Source organism: Nocardia sp. CA-107356 (assembly GCF_050946365.1).
Lineage (GTDB): Bacteria > Actinomycetota > Actinomycetes > Mycobacteriales > Mycobacteriaceae > Nocardia.
In genome coordinates this window covers 882846-897160 of record NZ_CP191992.1, presented here as the reverse complement: position 1 = coordinate 897160, position 14315 = coordinate 882846, and the positions used below count along the sequence as shown (strand labels likewise).

The window sequence follows — 14315 nt, the reverse complement described above, 5'->3', positions numbered from 1 at the left end:
AACGGCGCGACGGCCAGGGCCGGCCAAGCCGTCACGCAGGTCCCTACCGGACGGTAAAGTGCCGACCAGTGCGGTGGGTGGACCGAACCGAAGGGGGCGCCCAGATGGCGGTACCTGATACCGGGCAGCGGATGGCCAGACAGCTGTACGCCGCCGCCACCGGGACGAGCGGCGGCGAACCCTTCGAATTGGCGGAGGATGTCGCCGAAAACCTCGCGGCCGCCTGCGACAAACTCGTCGAGGATCTGCAGAAGGCCACTGCCACCGGACATTTCGTAACCGAAGTGATCGGCTTCCCCGACCTCCCGACCGGACACGGTCTGGCGAAGGGATTCGGCGACAAAGGCACCCAATTCCTCGACACCATCACCGCCTTCCTGGAAACCGCACTGCTGTACAAGGCCGCCTATCTGGCCGCGGGCAGGCGTTTCGAGGATGCCGAGGCCGCGAATCGCGCCGCCCTGCAACTGATCACCGACTACTTGGAGCCGGGCGAACAGGTCAGCGACGGAAGCCACTGAGCCATGGCAGATTCCGCGACCAAGGCCGCCGCCGACGCCATCCGGGCCCAGCAGCGCGCACTCGCCGACTCGGCCGGATCGGCAAGCGGCGGAACCGATCCCGCCTACGCACCCGAACGTGAACTGTTCGGCGCCTTTACCCACCAGGAGATCTGGGATCTGGTGCACGAGGTCATCGATCCCGCCGCCCTCGGCCGGGTCGCCGATGCTTGGCGCGCCAATGCCACCGCGGTCGCCGAGGCGTTCCAGGCCTTCTCCGATGCCACCAACCGCGAATTCGCGCACTGGTCAGGTCGTTCGGCCGACGCCGCTGTGCGCGCCACCCGCGAATTCGTCCGCGTCGGCAGCGAGGCCCATGATGTCTGCCGCGCGGTGCAGCGCCTGATGGAACTCAATTCCGATGCAGCACAGGCCATCCGAGCGGCAATTCCGCCGCCGTCGCAGTATCGTGCATTGGAAGATCCGGCCGCCGAAGCGATTCACGGCGGACAACGCAGGATGGACCACGACATGGCCGCTGCCACGGCGCAGGCCGATGTCCAGGACACGATGACGTATGTCTACACCCCGACCATGCCCGCCTCCGGCGATCGTGTCCCCCGCTTCACACCACCACCCGACGGTCCACGGATCGCACGGCCGAACTCCGGCGGTGGGGGCAACGCACGGTGAAATGGATATTCACCCCGGACGAATTCACGCACGTCTGGGAAAACGAAACGAGCCTCGACCGCCGCCCCTATCCGGTCAATCTGGTGCCCGCCGCCACGGTCCGCACCGAATCCGAGTACGCCGCACTGCGATTACAGCAGCGCTTCGCCCGCCAAGCCGACGCGGATCTGGCCGCCGCACTGATGCTGTGCGCGCGCACCGACGCCACCACCATCACCATCTCCGGTGAGTCGGGCGCAAAGCGGATCCTCGTATTCGCCGCGGTAGTGCACAACCACGCGGGCATCCTGATCGCCGACACCGACAAGGTGACGGTGCGCATGTGCCACGCCCGCAACCTGGGTAAGCAGCTGGTCGAGATCATCGGTTCGGCCCAACCCGGCAAACTCGCACCGATGCAGGAACCGCAGGACGCGGTACTGAACTCCGACGGCGATGCGGCCGCGACCAACGGCCATCGTCGCGCCGCCCGGTTCCGCCAGACCCTCCGAAAACCGGTGGACGGTCGCGGCTTCATCACCGTGACCGTGGAACCCGAGAACCCGATGTCGCCGCCCACCCGCCACCGCAGCTGGCTCGACTTCACCGGCGACGGACGCTATCTGCTCACCACCTCGCACGACCTGAGCCTGACCCCGGTCACCGACGAGGAATTCGCCGACCAATTGCTCCGCCTAGCCCAGATCCGCTGACTCGATCGCCCCGCATTCGATGATCGGCATGTCGCAGCGCAACCACCACGGAGCGAGTCCTACGAGCGAGGAGTTCGCGGCCCATCTCGCGTCCGAGTCGTCGAAGCGCATGCACCGAGGTCTCGACCCGACAACTGGGCCAGCACACGCCGGGCGCTAACGATCCGCACCTCACCAACCCCAACGGAGCCAGTCTTACGAGCGACCCGTTCGCGGCCCATCTCGCGTCCGAGTCGACGAAGCGCATGCACCGAGGTCTCGACCCGACAACTGGGCCAGCACACGCCGGGCGCTAACGATCCGCACCTCACCAACCCCAACGGAGCCAGTCTTACGAGCGACCCGTTCGCGGCCCATCTCGCGTCCGAGTCGACGAAGCGCATGCACCGAGGTCTCGACCCGACAACTGGGCCAGCACACGCCGGGCGCTAACGATCCGCACCTCGCCAACCCCAACGGAGCCAGTCTTACGAGCGACCCGTTCGCGGCCCGTCTCGCGTCCGAGTCGTCGAAGCGCATGCACCGAGGTCTCGACCCGACAACTGGGCCAGCACACGCCGGGCGCTAACGATCCGCACCTCACCAACCCCAACGGAGCGAGTCTTACGAGCGACCCGTTCGCGGCCCGTCTCGCGTCCGAGTCGTCGAAGCGCATGCGCCGAAGGCGCGAGTCTCGACGGCTCGGACGCGAGACCAAGGGGGCCGCGAACCCGCAGCGCCGAAGGCGCTGCCAAAAACAGAGCACACGCCGCGTCGCAGGCGCGGCACATCGAACACAGTCATAGGATATTTCGATGGCGAAGAAATGGTCTCTGCCGCCCATCCAGGCCCTGCGGGCCGATGGCTTACGCATCGCTGATCTCGACACTTCCGGTACGCCCGGATTCAAGGGTGATAAGACGCAGGGCCTGGAAGTGCTGACCGAACGCACCGCCGTGCTGTCGGATCTGCAGGAAAAGCTCTACGCCAACGGCCGTTCCGGCGATACCCGCAGCGTGCTGCTGGTATTGCAGGGCATGGATACCGCGGGCAAGGGCGGCATCGTCCGGCACGTCATCGGTTCGGTCGATCCCCAGGGCGTCGACCACGCCTCGTTCGGGGTGCCGACCAAGGCGGAGAAGAGCCATCACTATCTGTGGCGTATCCGCAAGGCACTGCCGCGCGCCGGACAACTCGGCGTCTTCGACCGCTCGCACTATGAGGACGTGCTGGTCGTGCGGGTGCACAACCTGGTGCCACCGGAGGTCTGGGAGCCGCGCTACGACGAGATCAACGCCTTCGAGCGGGAACTGCTCGACGAGGGCATCACGGTGGTCAAGGTCGCCATGTTCGTCTCCCTCGACGAGCAGAAGAAGCGACTGCGCGAACGTCTGGAGCGACCGGACAAGTACTGGAAGTTCAACCCCGCCGATATCGACGAACGCGGCTATTGGCCCGCCTACCAAGAGGCCTACCAGGTGATGCTGGACCGCACCTCGACCGATTACGCCCCCTGGCATGTGATCCCGGCCGACCGTAAATGGTTCTCCCGCCTCGCGATCACCGAATTGCTCATCGACGCTCTGGACCGACTGAAGCTCGACTGGCCATCGGCGCAGTTCGATGTCGCGGAGCAGCAGCGCCGCCTCGAACGGGCCTGAACACGTGTTCTGCCGCGGCCAAGGTTCCTCTCAGGTTGACCACGGATGATGTGGGCCGTGCCCGTCCACGCCTTGGGTGAGTTCCGGATCTACCATCGTGGCGGCAGAGAACCGGCAGGCAAGCGAAAGGCGTGGTGAACGCACGGTGAGCAATAAACCGGGTGGCAAGAAGAATCCGCTGTTGGCGGCGGAGCGCGCCGACCGCAACCGCAAGATCTTCATCCAGGTGGCCGTAGCGGTCGTGCTGATCGGCCTCGTCGCGGCGATCGGCATCGGGATCGCGGTGAAGAATGCCAAGAAGAACGATCTGGGCGCCACCCCATCCATCGCCGCCGCCGCCACCCAACTCCTCAACGGCGGCACCGCGACCATCACCGATAACGGCGCGATCCGAATCGGCAAGCCGAATGCGAAGGCCACCGTCCGTGTCGTCGCCGACCTGCAGTGCCCGGCCTGCAAGGCCTTCGAGGCGGCCAATGCGCAGGTGATCAAGGACGCCGTCGACAAGGGCACCGCCGTCGTCGAGTACAACGTGATCTCCTTCCTCGACAAGGCCTCCACCACCCAATACTCCTCGCGGGCGGCCAATGCGTCCTACTGCGTCGCCCAGGCGGATCCGTCGAAGTACCTCGGCTGGCTGACCACCATGTTCGACAAGCAGCCCGCCGAAGGTAGCGCCGGCCTGACCGACGATCAGCTGATCGAGATCGCGAAGGGCGCGGGCTACACCGATTCGGCGGTGGCGCAGTGCATCAAGGACAACAGCTACAACAAGTACATCCAGGCCAAGACCAACGACGTGCTGAAGAGCGGAATCCAGTCGACCCCGTCGGTCTTCGTCAATGGCAAGCAGATCCAGTCCAGCCAGGAGCTGATGGCCCCCGGCGGCCTCGCACCCGCGATCGCCGCCGCAGCGGGCCAGTGAACAACACCTCTGCCAGATCTGCCTGGGTACTGCTGATCGGAGGGCTGGCGGGCTGGCTCGCCTCGGTCACGCTGACCATCGAGCGGTTCAAGCTGTTCACCGATCCCGGCTACACGCCCTCGTGCAGTATCAACCCGATCCTGTCCTGCGGGAATGTGATGACCACCGAGCAAGCCGCCCGGTTCGGATTCCCCAATCCGATCATCGGCATCGTCGGCTTCTCGGTGGTGGTCACCCTGGCTGTGCTCGCCGTTTCCGGTGTGCGGTTTCCACGCTGGATCTGGGGCGGGCTGTGGGTGGGGACCGTGCTCGGCACGATCTTCATCTGCTGGCTGATCTTCCAGAGCCTGTACCGGATCGGCGCGCTGTGCCCGTACTGCATGGTGGTGTGGGCGATCATCACCCCGCTGTTGGCGGTGGCCACCGAACAGGTGTGGGGCGGTTCGCGCGGCCCGCGCGGGGTGGTTGTCGAATGGCGGTGGACGTTCGTGGCGGTGTTCTACGCGGTGGTGCTGCTGCTGATTTTCCTGAAGTTCCAGGATTACTGGCTGTCGCTGGTCTAGTTCGGCGTGCCGAGCGCGAGCACGACGCTGACGGCGCGTCGTGCTCCGCCCACGCCCGTGACGCCGAGCAGCACGGTGTCATCCGGTTTGCGCACGTTGATGGCGGCCCGCAACGCCTTCGCGGTGCTGATGTCACGACCGTCGATCGAGGTGATCACATCGCCGTCGACGAGTCCCGCCGCATGCGCCGGCAACCCGTACAGCGCGACATCGACCCGGGCCCCACTGGGATTCGCATCCGAGATCAAGACGCCGAGCGTTGCGGTAGGCCCGATGTGCACTGTCTCGGTGGGCGTACCGGACCGAATCTGGTACACCACCCGCATGGCCGTATCGATCGGCACCGCATAGCCGTTCGGCGTGCGCCCGACATCATGCGCCGTCTCCCCCGATGCGGCGGTAATGACGCCGACCACCGCGCCACCCGGATCGGCGAGCGCGCCCCCGGACTGTCCCGCACTGACCACCGCGGCGATCTCGACCATCCCCGTCAGCGATTTGCGGGTCAGATCGGAGGTGTTGAGCGCGACGATCGTGCTGTTCAGATCGGTGATATTGCCCTGGACCGAGGTCGGGGTGCCGCCGGTGCCGCCCGCATTTCCGATGGCGAGCACCTGCTCGTGCACGCGCAGGTCGGCGGAGTTGCCGACGCGGGCGATCACCAGGTCGGCGGCGCCGGACAGTTCCAGCAGCGCGATATCCGCGCTGGCGTCGTAACCGAGCACCTTCGCGTCGTAGACGGCGCCGTTCCCGACATCGGTGACGGTCACGGTATCGGCGCCCTTCACCACGTGATGGCTGGTCAGCACCTGGCCGTCGGCGGTGAGCACGATCCCGGATCCGGCCGCACCGAGCCCTAATGGGGGCGAGGAGGTGCTGATATTCACCAGCGCCGGTTCGACGGACTGCGCGACCACCACCGGATCCAGCGGTGGCTGCGGCTCGAGTAGGGCGGGCGCGGAGTTTTCCGCGCCGGAAGGCGAGGACCAATCGGCCAGTTCAGCGCGGAAGCCGAAGAAGGTCGCGACCGCGAACAGGACGGCGATGAACAGCGCGAGCGCGCGCCCGCCGCTACCGACTCGCTGCTCCTCGGGCGCGCGGTGCCGTTGGTCCTCCATCGCTCTCCCGCCTCCGGCTGGGCCTTTGACCAATTCCATTGTGGCCGGAGATTCACACCGCCGATCATGAAACGGGCCGCGCGTTTGGCAAACTTCGTATGCGGCGGTAGGCATATAGGCATGAGCGAACGCAGTGAGCGAATCATGACGCAGCGCGCCATGCGCATGCCGAAGCCGAGCGCCGGCGAGGCGCAGGCATGAGTGTTGCTACTGCGTATGCGATGTCCACGCCCGATGGGCCCTTCGAGAAGCTGGCCATCGAGCGGCGCGAGCTCGGACCGCGCGATGTACTGATCGATGTCAAGTACGCGGGCATCTGCCACTCCGATATCCACACCGCCCGCGACGAATGGGGCAGCGCCAAATATCCGTGCGTCCCCGGCCACGAGATCGCGGGCATCGTCGCCGCGGTCGGTTCCCAGGTGACCAAGCATCGGGTCGGCGATCGCGTCGGTGTCGGGTGCATGGTCGACTCCTGCGGCGTCTGCGGTCCATGTCTGGCGAATGAAGAGCAGTACTGCGACAACGGCGCCACCATGACCTACAACACCCCGGTGGACCCGTCCGTCCAACCCGGCGGTCACACCATGGGCGGCTACTCGACCCGGGTCGTCGTCACCGAGAACTTCGTGCTGTCCATTCCGGAAGGCATCGGACTCGATGTGGCGGCGCCGCTGCTGTGCGCGGGCATCACACTGTTCTCCCCACTGCGGCACTGGCATGCGGGACCGGGCAAACGGGTCGCGATCATCGGCATGGGCGGACTCGGACACGTCGGGGTGAAGATCGCCGCGGCAATGGGCGCCGAGGTCACCGTATTGAGCCATTCGCTCAGCAAGCAGGACGACGGCAAGCGCTTCGGCGCGCACCACTACTACACGACCGGCGATAAGCAGACCTTCCGCGACCTGCGCAACCGATTCGACCTGATCCTCAACACCGTCTCGGCCGACCTGCCGATCGACAACTACCTGCGCCTGCTGAAACTGGACGGCACCCTGGTTGTCCTCGGCGTGCCCGAGAACCCGTTGAGTGTCAGATCTTTCATCCTCTCCGGGTACCGTCGCGCGCTGGCGGGCTCGATGATCGGCGGAATCGCGCAGACCCAGGAGATGCTGAACTTCTGCGCCGAACACGGGATCGGCGCGGAGATCGAACTGATCTCGGCCGACGAGATCGACGGGGCGTACGACCGGGTCGTCGCCAGCGATGTGCGGTACCGGTTCGTGATCGACGCGTCGACGATCTAGTACGACGCGCATGTCGTTGCGCGAATCGGTGGCAGGTTCAGTAGCTTGGCGGTGTGTCTGCGGATGAAGATCAATCGCCGCCCACCGAATCGGCCGTGGTCACCGCCGATGTGACGGCGGGGCCACCACCTTGGCTGTTGCGGGCGTTCCTACTCGCCGCGGCGACCGTGGCGGGGCTCGTGTTCGGCTTCTGGGTCCTGCAGAAATTGCAGGGTTTTCTACTGGTTCTGCTGGTTTCGCTGTTCCTGGCGTTCGCCATCGAGCCCGCGGTGAATTGGCTGGCCGCGCGCGGCGTGCGGCGCGGGCTGGCGACCGGGGTGGTCTTCCTGCTGGTGACCGTGGCCACCGTCGCATTCGTGTGGACGCTCGGCGCGCTGCTGATCGATCAGGTCACCACCCTGGTCAAGAACGCGCCCGATAACGCGGATCAGGCCGTCGATTGGGTCAATCGCACCTTCAGAACCGATCTGTCCAGCAGCGATATCCAGAAGTATCTCGGTGAGTGGAGTTCCACCATCGACGGCTATCTGGTCGGACTGGCCGGCAATGCCTGGGGCGTCGGCACCGCCGCGATCGGCGCCATCTTCCAGGCCCTCGGCGTCCTGTTGTTCACCTACTATTTCGCCGCCGACGGACCGCGCTTCCGCAATGCGGTCTGCTCGCTGCTGCCGCCGCACCGCCAGCGACATGTGTTGCGCGCCTGGGATATCGCCGTCGAGAAGACCGGTGGCTATATCTATTCGCGCGGGCTGCTCGCGCTGTGCTCCACGATCGCGCACTATGTCGCGCTGCGCATCCTCGACGTACCGTCCGCGTTCGCACTCGCGCTGTGGGTCGGCGTTGTCTCGCAGTTCATCCCGACCGTCGGCACCTACCTCGCGGGTGCGCTGCCGGTGCTCGTCGCGCTGGTGCACAGCCCGACCAGCGCGCTGTGGATTCTGGGCTTCATCGTGGTGTATCAGCAGTTCGAAAACTATGTCCTGCAACCGAGAATCACCGCGACCACGCTGGATATGCATCCGGCCGTCGCTTTCGGCGCGGTCATAGCGGGTGCCGCGATCCTCGGGCCGACCGGTGCGCTGCTCGCGATTCCGGTCACCGCAACGGTGCAGGCGTTCGCTGGCGCCTACATCCGTCGCTACGAGGTCGAGGCGGACAACGACACCGAAAAGACCGAGCGGCCGCCGAAGAAGCAACGAAAGTGGACGCGGCAGTTGACCATTCGTCTCACCGGTAGCAAGCGGCCGCCGACCGGGTAGCGGTCTTATTCGGCGCGAATGCCTTGTAGTGCGTCGATCAACGCCAGGCTCACCTTGCCCATCTGAGCGCGGCTGTGCATGGCGGTGTCGTACTCGACCTGGATGGTAAGCCGCCCGCCGACGGTGAACACGGTGAGCTTCGGCGGCATGCCGGGGCCCATGGCGTAGATGTCATCGCGAATGTGGCGAATACCGTCCGGTGTCGAATGCGCTGGCAGACGACCGATATTGGAGATGGCGACGGTCGGTGCGGCCGCGAGTACCGCCGCGGTGACCTCGTCTTGGACGCGCTGCGCGGCCAGCGGGAACATGGCGGCTTCGCGCTGCTCCAGCGCCGACCGCATGCCTGCGGCCACCTCGCCCGCGATATCGATCGGGCTCGCATTTTCGGCGACGAGCGCGTATGTGCCCACGCCAGAAGCACAATTCAGGACCGTGTGCGCAGGCAGCGACGGGTCCAGTTCGTTACGCACGTCCACCGCGTGGCCGCAGATCACCGGCAGCGGCCCCGTGCCGGGTTCGAGCTGGGTACGGACCGCGACGAGCGCGGCACCGGCGAGCAGACTGTTGACCGAGAGGCCATGCGTGCGGGCGGCATCGACCAGCGCCTGGGTTTCCTTGGTATCCAATTCGATTCGCTGCACCGCGAAGCGGCCCAGCTGACCGTTGCCGACCCCGTCACCATCGATCGGCAAGGTGCGCGGAGCCGAATCCGGTCCCATCATCGAGGCCCCGACCCGGATCCGGTCGAGCCACTCGGTCACCTCCGCATCGGAGACAACCGCGGCGAGCCGGATATCGACGCCCTCCGGTAGCTCCTGATCGGCATCCGACTGCGGCAGCGCGGTTCCCGTCACATGGGCGGTGTAGCGCTGCCACATCTCCGAGAGGAGCGCGAAAGCCGATCTGCCATCGGAGATTCCGTGATGGATGACCAATACGATCTGATCGCGATCGCCGTCGTGCAGCAGATGGGCGCGAAATAGGCCGTCACGCCAATCTCGTGGTCCGTTCACCAGATTCAGGTATTCGGCTTCGCCGCCATCGGCGACTTCCAGGCGCGGCCGATAGGCGTCGTCGCGTCGGAGATACATCGTGCCGTCGGAATCGGCCACCGGCTTGCTGCGCAGCAGCGGATGCCGGGCCGCGAGCTCGTCGAGCACCCTGCGCAGGATCTCGACGTCGAGCCCGCCATGCACGGTGGAACCGATGAACAGCGGCATTTCGCCGGTCGGCACGCTGCCGAGGTGGGTGCCGGAGTCGAAGTAGCTGATCTCGAAAGGGGTAACGGGTCGCTGCGCGGTCATTGGTCGTCTCGTACTTCCGTGTGATGGAGCGGGCTACAGCTCGAACATACACATGTTTCAAACATCCGTAACAGACATTTGTTTGAAACGTATGTCACAAACGAATGTATGCCGCACTGATACAGTGCGACCGTGGGAACCCGAGAAGATCTGCTCGCCGCAGCCAAGCAGTGTCTGGCCGAACGCGGTTACGCCCGCACCACCGTGCGGGATATCGTGGCCGCCTCCGGCACCAACCTGGCCGCGATCAACTACCACTTCGGCACGCGCGACAAGCTGCTCAATCAGGCGATGATGGAATCGAGCGCGGACGCGGTACAACAGATCCTCGAATCATTGCCCGCCCACGATGCCGAGGATCCGGCCGCCCGCCTGCGCGACTTCTGCCAGCAGCTGATCACATCGTTCACCGAGAATCGCGCGCTCTGGTCGGCCAATGTCGAAAGCCTCGCGCAAGCGCTGCACTCCCCCGAACTGCGTTCCGAATTCGGCATCGCTCAGGAGCGGGCGCGCAGCGGACTGTCCGACTTCTTCGGACCCACCGAACCGGACCCGCAACTCGGTGCCGTTCTGCAAACCATGATCGGCGGCCTGCTGGCCCAACACCTGGTCGACCCGGACCATGCCCCCACCGCGGCCGACATCACCGCAGGGCTACGCACCCTGGCCACCCTGCTCGCGGACTGATGCGCGGCAGAGTTCTCGGGCGGTAGGGGAACGCGGTCAGCGGGCGATAGCTCGGAGCACCGCGTCGACCGACTGGTCCGCGAGAGCGTCGGTCAGCGGTTTGTGACCGAAGAGGGCTCGGTAATAGATCGGGGCGGCGACGGCGTCGAGAACGAAATCCACGTCGATATTCGGATTGATTTCGCCCCGGCGGATCGCCGATCGCAGCGCGAACGCGGTGCTGCGCCTGCGTGGTTCGAATACCGTGGTCAGGAAATGCGCGCGCAGGTCGGGGTCATTGGCGAGATCGGCGACCAGAGCGGGCAATACCCGACTCAGCGAGGTATCGCGCAGTGCCGCAACCAGATTCCGCATCGCGATGGTCAGGTCCGCGCGGAGGTCACCGGTATCCGGCGTCGGCTGCAACCCCAACAGATCGGCGACGACATCGACAACCAGGTGCCGTTTCGATGGCCAGCGACGGTAGATCGCGGGCCGGTGCAGTCCGGCCCGCGACGCTACCCGGCCGATGGACAATTCGGCATAGCCGTTCTCGTCCAACAGATCTCGGGCCGCCGCGAGGATCGCGACATCGATGCGGTCTTCGCGGGCTCGGCCGGGCATCAGAACACCGGGCGTGGCATCAGGACAACGCGCCAACCATCCGGATCAGGGAAGGTCAAGCCGCCGTTGGCGGCCCAGTACGGATTCTCGGCCGGGACGGGCTCCACTCCGAATTCGCCGAGTCGGCTTGCCACATCGAACATCTGCGTCTCATTCGAGAAATACAGCACCAGTAGGTTTTCCGCACTCGGCGCCGTGCCCGGACTGCCATCGACGTATGTGGTGAACTCCAGGTGATACCCGGTCCCCGGCAGTCCGAGCATCACACCGTCATAGCCCGCGTGGTTTTCGAATCGGTAGAGCTCGCGCAGTCCTAACCCCTCGACGTAGAACCGCACGACCTCCGCCAGCCGATCGGTGGGCCGGGCAATACGAACCTGCGCCACCGGCAACGACTCGGGCCAATCCTGATCAGCCATATCTCAACGATACGGTACGGACTGTACCGATTTGAATATGTCGTCGATCACGCCCAGCGAAAGGCCGCCTCCACATCGTGAGATATGAAGGCGGCCTTATCCTTCGGTGCTACTCCGCCGGAGTCGCGCGCCGACGAACTCGGCGCGCCGCCGCGACCATATTGCGCAGCGACGGCTCCAGCTGCCAGTAGTGGCGGGTCTTCAAACCGCCGTCCGGATTGGCCCACAGGCGTTCCGGCGTGACGGCTTCCGCTGCCGCGGTGAGCGATTCGTCGAGCTCATCGATGTCCGGGATACGCGCCGAACGGCTCTCGTAGACACCAGGGCCGACACCGTGACTCAGGCCGTGCCCAGAGGCGGAGTCTTCCTTGAGCGCCTTGAGCACCCATTCGATCGAGCGGGTGGCGACGATCGCGGTGACGTCGGCGTCGAGCTCTTCGATCGCGTCGACCACCTCGGTACGCCCGGAATAGCCGATGTGCGTATGGATCTGAGTCTCCGGCTTTACCCCGGAGGTGGCCAAGCGGAATGCCGCGACCGCCCAGCGCAGGTATTCGGCGCGCCCCGTCGGGCGCATGGGTAGCAGCTCGCGAATGGCGGGCTCGTCGACCTGGATGATCGCAATACCGGCACGTTCGAGATCGACGACCTCATCGCGAATGGCCAGCGCGACCTGGTCGGCGGTCTCGTACAGCGGCTGGTCCTGACGCACGAACGACCGCGCGATCATGGTGACCGGACCGGTGACCATGCCCTTGACCGGCCGATCGGTCAGCGACTGGGCGTAGGTGATCCAGTCGACCGACATCGGCGCGGGCCGCGCGACGTCGCCGTAGATGATCGGCGGCCGCACACAACGGGATCCGTACACCTGCACCCAGCCGAAGTGGGTGGTCGCGAAGCCGTCGAGCAGCTCGGCGAAGTACTGGATCATGTCATTGCGCTCATGTTCACCGTGCACCAGCACGTCGAGGCCGATGTCCTCCTGCAGCCGAATCGTGGCCTCGATCTCGGCCTCGATCTTCTTGCGGTATTCGTCGTAGGACAGTTTGCCCTGACCGAGGTCGTAACGGGCCTGGCGAATCTTGGCGGTCTGCGGGAAGGAACCCAGCGTGGTGGCGGGCACCACCGGCAGATTCAGCTTGCGCTGCTGGGCAACGCGGCGCACCTCGTACGGTTCGCGGGCACGCATATCGGGTGTGATCGCGTAAACCCGTTGCCGCACCGCGTGTTTCTGCTTGAAGTGCACCTCGGTGGGCCGCTTGCGCCACTTGTCCGACGGGCCCTCGGTGAGCGCCTTGGCGAGCGAAACCACCTCGCCCACCTTCTGCCGCGCGAAGGCGAGGCGGTCGGCGACATTGCCCTCGATATCGTATTCGGCGAGCACGTCATAGGGCACGTGCAGCAGCGTCGTGCCGGTGGACACCACCAGATCGGGGCACACCTCGGCCAACTCGTTGAGGTATTCGAGCGTCACGTAGCGATCTGCGCGCCAGACATTGAGGCCGCTGATCACGCCCGCGTACAAGCGCTTACGTCGAATGCCGGGAATATCGGCGAGCTCTTCGGGCTGGATCCGATAGCTGGCCAGATCCAGTCCGATGGCCTCGACATTGGTCTCGGCCAGAATGCGCAGCGCCTCACCGAAATCGCCGTACTGACCGGTGACCAGCATGCGCGGACGCAGCGCCGAGGTCGAAAGTCGGTGGTAGGCCCGCTCGAACGCGGCCAACTCCTCGGGGGTGCGCTCGCTGGTGAAGCACGGTTCGTCCAACTGCACACAGGTGGACCCGCGCTTGGCGAGGATCTCGAACAGCTCCTCGTACACCGGAAGTAGCTTGTCCAGCAGGCTCAGTGTGTCGAATCCGCCTGCCTCACCGGGGATATGACCCGCCTTGGACAACAGCAGCAGCGACACCGGGCCCACGACCACCGGACGCAGCTCGATATCGCGAGCCTTGGCGCGATCCCATTCGTCGAGCAAAGCCGCTGGGTGCAGCGAGAATTCGGTGTTCTCGTCGAGTTCGGGCTGGCGGTAGTGGTAGTTGGTGCCGAAGAACCGCACCAGCTCCAGCGGCGGCAGATCCGGGCGGCCACGCGCCATCAGGAAGTAGAAGTCCAGCGGGTGCAACTCGTCCTGGAACGGCTCGAACCGCGCGGGCACCGCACCGAACAGCAACGCATTGTCGAGGATGTGGTCGTAGAAGGAGAAGGTGTTGCCCGGCACCTGGGTCAGACCGGTGGCGGCGAGACCGCTGTACTGCCGCTCCTGGATTTCGCGCCCGACCGCGAGCAACTCGTCGCGGGAGATCCCGCCACGCCAATAGCCCTCGAGGGCCCGCTTGAGTTCCCGGTGCGGCCCGATCCTCGGATAGCCGAGAATGCTCGATCCGTAACCGTCGGTGACGTTGACCATGAGCGGGGTACTCCCTTTCGATCACCTGCGCGGAGTCCTCGACCCAGACCCCGCAGCAGCGCTGCGCTCTCGGTATTCGAAGCTGAACCGCTGGTCACGGCCCGGCCCTCTTGCAGCTTATGCCGCCTATTGCCTTGGCCCGGCAGAACCCGGAAGCCGGGTGATCCTCCGCACTGCAGGGATCACCACGGCGCGATTCTTACGGGCGAGGTTCGCGGCCGGCTCGTTTCCGAGTACTCGAAG

The 14315-nt window shown here is 65.5% G+C and carries 14 protein-coding genes; 9 read left to right on the top strand and 5 right to left on the bottom strand.

The genetic code is table 11. From position 1 onward, the window contains the following. Positions 1 to 104: 104 nt before the first annotated feature. The 6 genes from ACQP1G_RS04235 to ACQP1G_RS04210 all read left to right on the top strand — a co-directional run bounded on the left by ACQP1G_RS04235 (position 105) and on the right by ACQP1G_RS04210 (position 5013). A complete protein-coding gene (locus ACQP1G_RS04235) occupies positions 105 to 521 on the top strand; it encodes a hypothetical protein (protein WP_433198549.1) in 417 nt (138 codons plus the stop codon). Between the two features lie 3 nt (positions 522 to 524). Beyond that, the gene (locus tag ACQP1G_RS04230) at positions 525 to 1193 is read left to right on the top strand and encodes a hypothetical protein (RefSeq protein ID WP_433198547.1); all 669 of its coding nucleotides are present in this window, start codon (positions 525 to 527) and stop codon (positions 1191 to 1193) included. Then, complete coding sequence (locus ACQP1G_RS04225; RefSeq protein ID WP_433198546.1) at positions 1190 to 1885, top strand: ESX secretion-associated protein EspG; 696 nt, start codon at positions 1190 to 1192, stop codon at positions 1883 to 1885. Before ACQP1G_RS04230 ends, ACQP1G_RS04225 begins: the two co-directional genes overlap by 4 nt. A 794-nt stretch (positions 1886 to 2679) precedes the next feature. Next, positions 2680 to 3525, top strand: a complete 846-nt coding sequence (locus ACQP1G_RS04220; RefSeq protein WP_433198544.1) for a polyphosphate kinase 2 family protein — start codon at positions 2680 to 2682, stop codon at positions 3523 to 3525. Between the two features lie 145 nt (positions 3526 to 3670). Beyond that, on the top strand, positions 3671 to 4450 hold the full coding sequence (locus ACQP1G_RS04215) for a DsbA family protein (protein ID WP_433198542.1): 780 nt from the start codon (positions 3671 to 3673) through the stop codon (positions 4448 to 4450). Then, complete coding sequence (locus ACQP1G_RS04210) at positions 4447 to 5013, top strand: vitamin K epoxide reductase family protein (RefSeq protein WP_433198540.1); 567 nt, start codon at positions 4447 to 4449, stop codon at positions 5011 to 5013. Before ACQP1G_RS04215 ends, ACQP1G_RS04210 begins: the two co-directional genes overlap by 4 nt. On the opposite strand, the gene ACQP1G_RS04205 is transcribed toward ACQP1G_RS04210, so the two are convergent. Next, positions 5010 to 6131, bottom strand: coding sequence for a S1C family serine protease (locus ACQP1G_RS04205; protein WP_433198538.1), 1122 nt, complete (start codon positions 6129 to 6131; stop codon positions 5010 to 5012). The two genes, ACQP1G_RS04210 and ACQP1G_RS04205, sit on opposite strands and share 4 nt — an antisense overlap. A 197-nt stretch (positions 6132 to 6328) precedes the next feature. On the opposite strand from ACQP1G_RS04205, the gene ACQP1G_RS04200 reads away from it, so the two are divergent. Together ACQP1G_RS04200 and ACQP1G_RS04195 are read left to right on the top strand one after the other, a co-directional pair. Next, positions 6329 to 7381, top strand: coding sequence for an NAD(P)-dependent alcohol dehydrogenase (locus ACQP1G_RS04200; RefSeq protein WP_433198536.1), 1053 nt, complete (start codon positions 6329 to 6331; stop codon positions 7379 to 7381). A gap of 53 nt (positions 7382 to 7434) precedes the next feature. Next, complete coding sequence (locus ACQP1G_RS04195; protein WP_433198534.1) at positions 7435 to 8640, top strand: AI-2E family transporter; 1206 nt, start codon at positions 7435 to 7437, stop codon at positions 8638 to 8640. A 5-nt stretch (positions 8641 to 8645) separates the two neighbouring features. Here ACQP1G_RS04195 and ACQP1G_RS04190 read toward each other — a convergent pair whose 3' ends face one another. Continuing rightward, on the bottom strand, positions 8646 to 9947 hold the full coding sequence (locus tag ACQP1G_RS04190; protein ID WP_433198532.1) for a phthiocerol/phthiodiolone dimycocerosyl transferase family protein: 1302 nt from the start codon (positions 9945 to 9947) through the stop codon (positions 8646 to 8648). A 132-nt stretch (positions 9948 to 10079) separates the two neighbouring features. On the opposite strand from ACQP1G_RS04190, the gene ACQP1G_RS04185 reads away from it, so the two are divergent. After that, positions 10080 to 10634, top strand: a complete 555-nt coding sequence (locus tag ACQP1G_RS04185) for a TetR/AcrR family transcriptional regulator (protein WP_433198530.1) — start codon at positions 10080 to 10082, stop codon at positions 10632 to 10634. Between the two features lie 36 nt (positions 10635 to 10670). On the opposite strand, the gene ACQP1G_RS04180 is transcribed toward ACQP1G_RS04185, so the two are convergent. The 3 genes from ACQP1G_RS04180 to metE form a co-directional block, all read right to left on the bottom strand. Then, complete coding sequence (locus ACQP1G_RS04180; RefSeq protein ID WP_433198528.1) at positions 10671 to 11237, bottom strand: TetR/AcrR family transcriptional regulator; 567 nt, start codon at positions 11235 to 11237, stop codon at positions 10671 to 10673. Next, complete coding sequence (locus ACQP1G_RS04175) at positions 11237 to 11656, bottom strand: VOC family protein (RefSeq protein WP_433198526.1); 420 nt, start codon at positions 11654 to 11656, stop codon at positions 11237 to 11239. The genes ACQP1G_RS04180 and ACQP1G_RS04175 overlap by 1 nt, the downstream gene beginning before the upstream one ends. Positions 11657 to 11765: 109 nt before the next feature. Beyond that, positions 11766 to 14072 carry a 5-methyltetrahydropteroyltriglutamate--homocysteine S-methyltransferase gene (gene metE / locus ACQP1G_RS04170; protein WP_433198524.1) on the bottom strand — a complete coding sequence of 769 codons (2307 nt, stop codon included), beginning with the start codon at positions 14070 to 14072 and terminating at the stop codon, positions 11766 to 11768. Positions 14073 to 14315 lie beyond the last annotated feature (243 nt).

What these genes read in the sequence shown, in the direction of transcription:
- ACQP1G_RS04175 (WP_433198526.1), bottom strand. Translation starts at nt 11,656, where the DNA reads ATGGCTGATCAGGATTGGCCCGAGTCGTTGCCGGTGGCGCAGGTTCGT.
- ACQP1G_RS04230 (WP_433198547.1), top strand. Translation starts at nt 525, where the DNA reads ATGGCAGATTCCGCGACCAAGGCCGCCGCCGACGCCATCCGGGCCCAG.
- ACQP1G_RS04220 (WP_433198544.1), top strand. Translation starts at nt 2,680, where the DNA reads ATGGCGAAGAAATGGTCTCTGCCGCCCATCCAGGCCCTGCGGGCCGAT.
- ACQP1G_RS04205 (WP_433198538.1), bottom strand. Translation starts at nt 6,131, where the DNA reads ATGGAGGACCAACGGCACCGCGCGCCCGAGGAGCAGCGAGTCGGTAGC.
- ACQP1G_RS04190 (WP_433198532.1), bottom strand. Translation starts at nt 9,947, where the DNA reads ATGACCGCGCAGCGACCCGTTACCCCTTTCGAGATCAGCTACTTCGAC.
- ACQP1G_RS04235 (WP_433198549.1), top strand. Translation starts at nt 105, where the DNA reads ATGGCGGTACCTGATACCGGGCAGCGGATGGCCAGACAGCTGTACGCC.
- metE (WP_433198524.1), bottom strand. Translation starts at nt 14,072, where the DNA reads ATGGTCAACGTCACCGACGGTTACGGATCGAGCATTCTCGGCTATCCG.
- ACQP1G_RS04200 (WP_433198536.1), top strand. Translation starts at nt 6,329, where the DNA reads ATGAGTGTTGCTACTGCGTATGCGATGTCCACGCCCGATGGGCCCTTC.
- ACQP1G_RS04180 (WP_433198528.1), bottom strand. Translation starts at nt 11,237, where the DNA reads ATGCCCGGCCGAGCCCGCGAAGACCGCATCGATGTCGCGATCCTCGCG.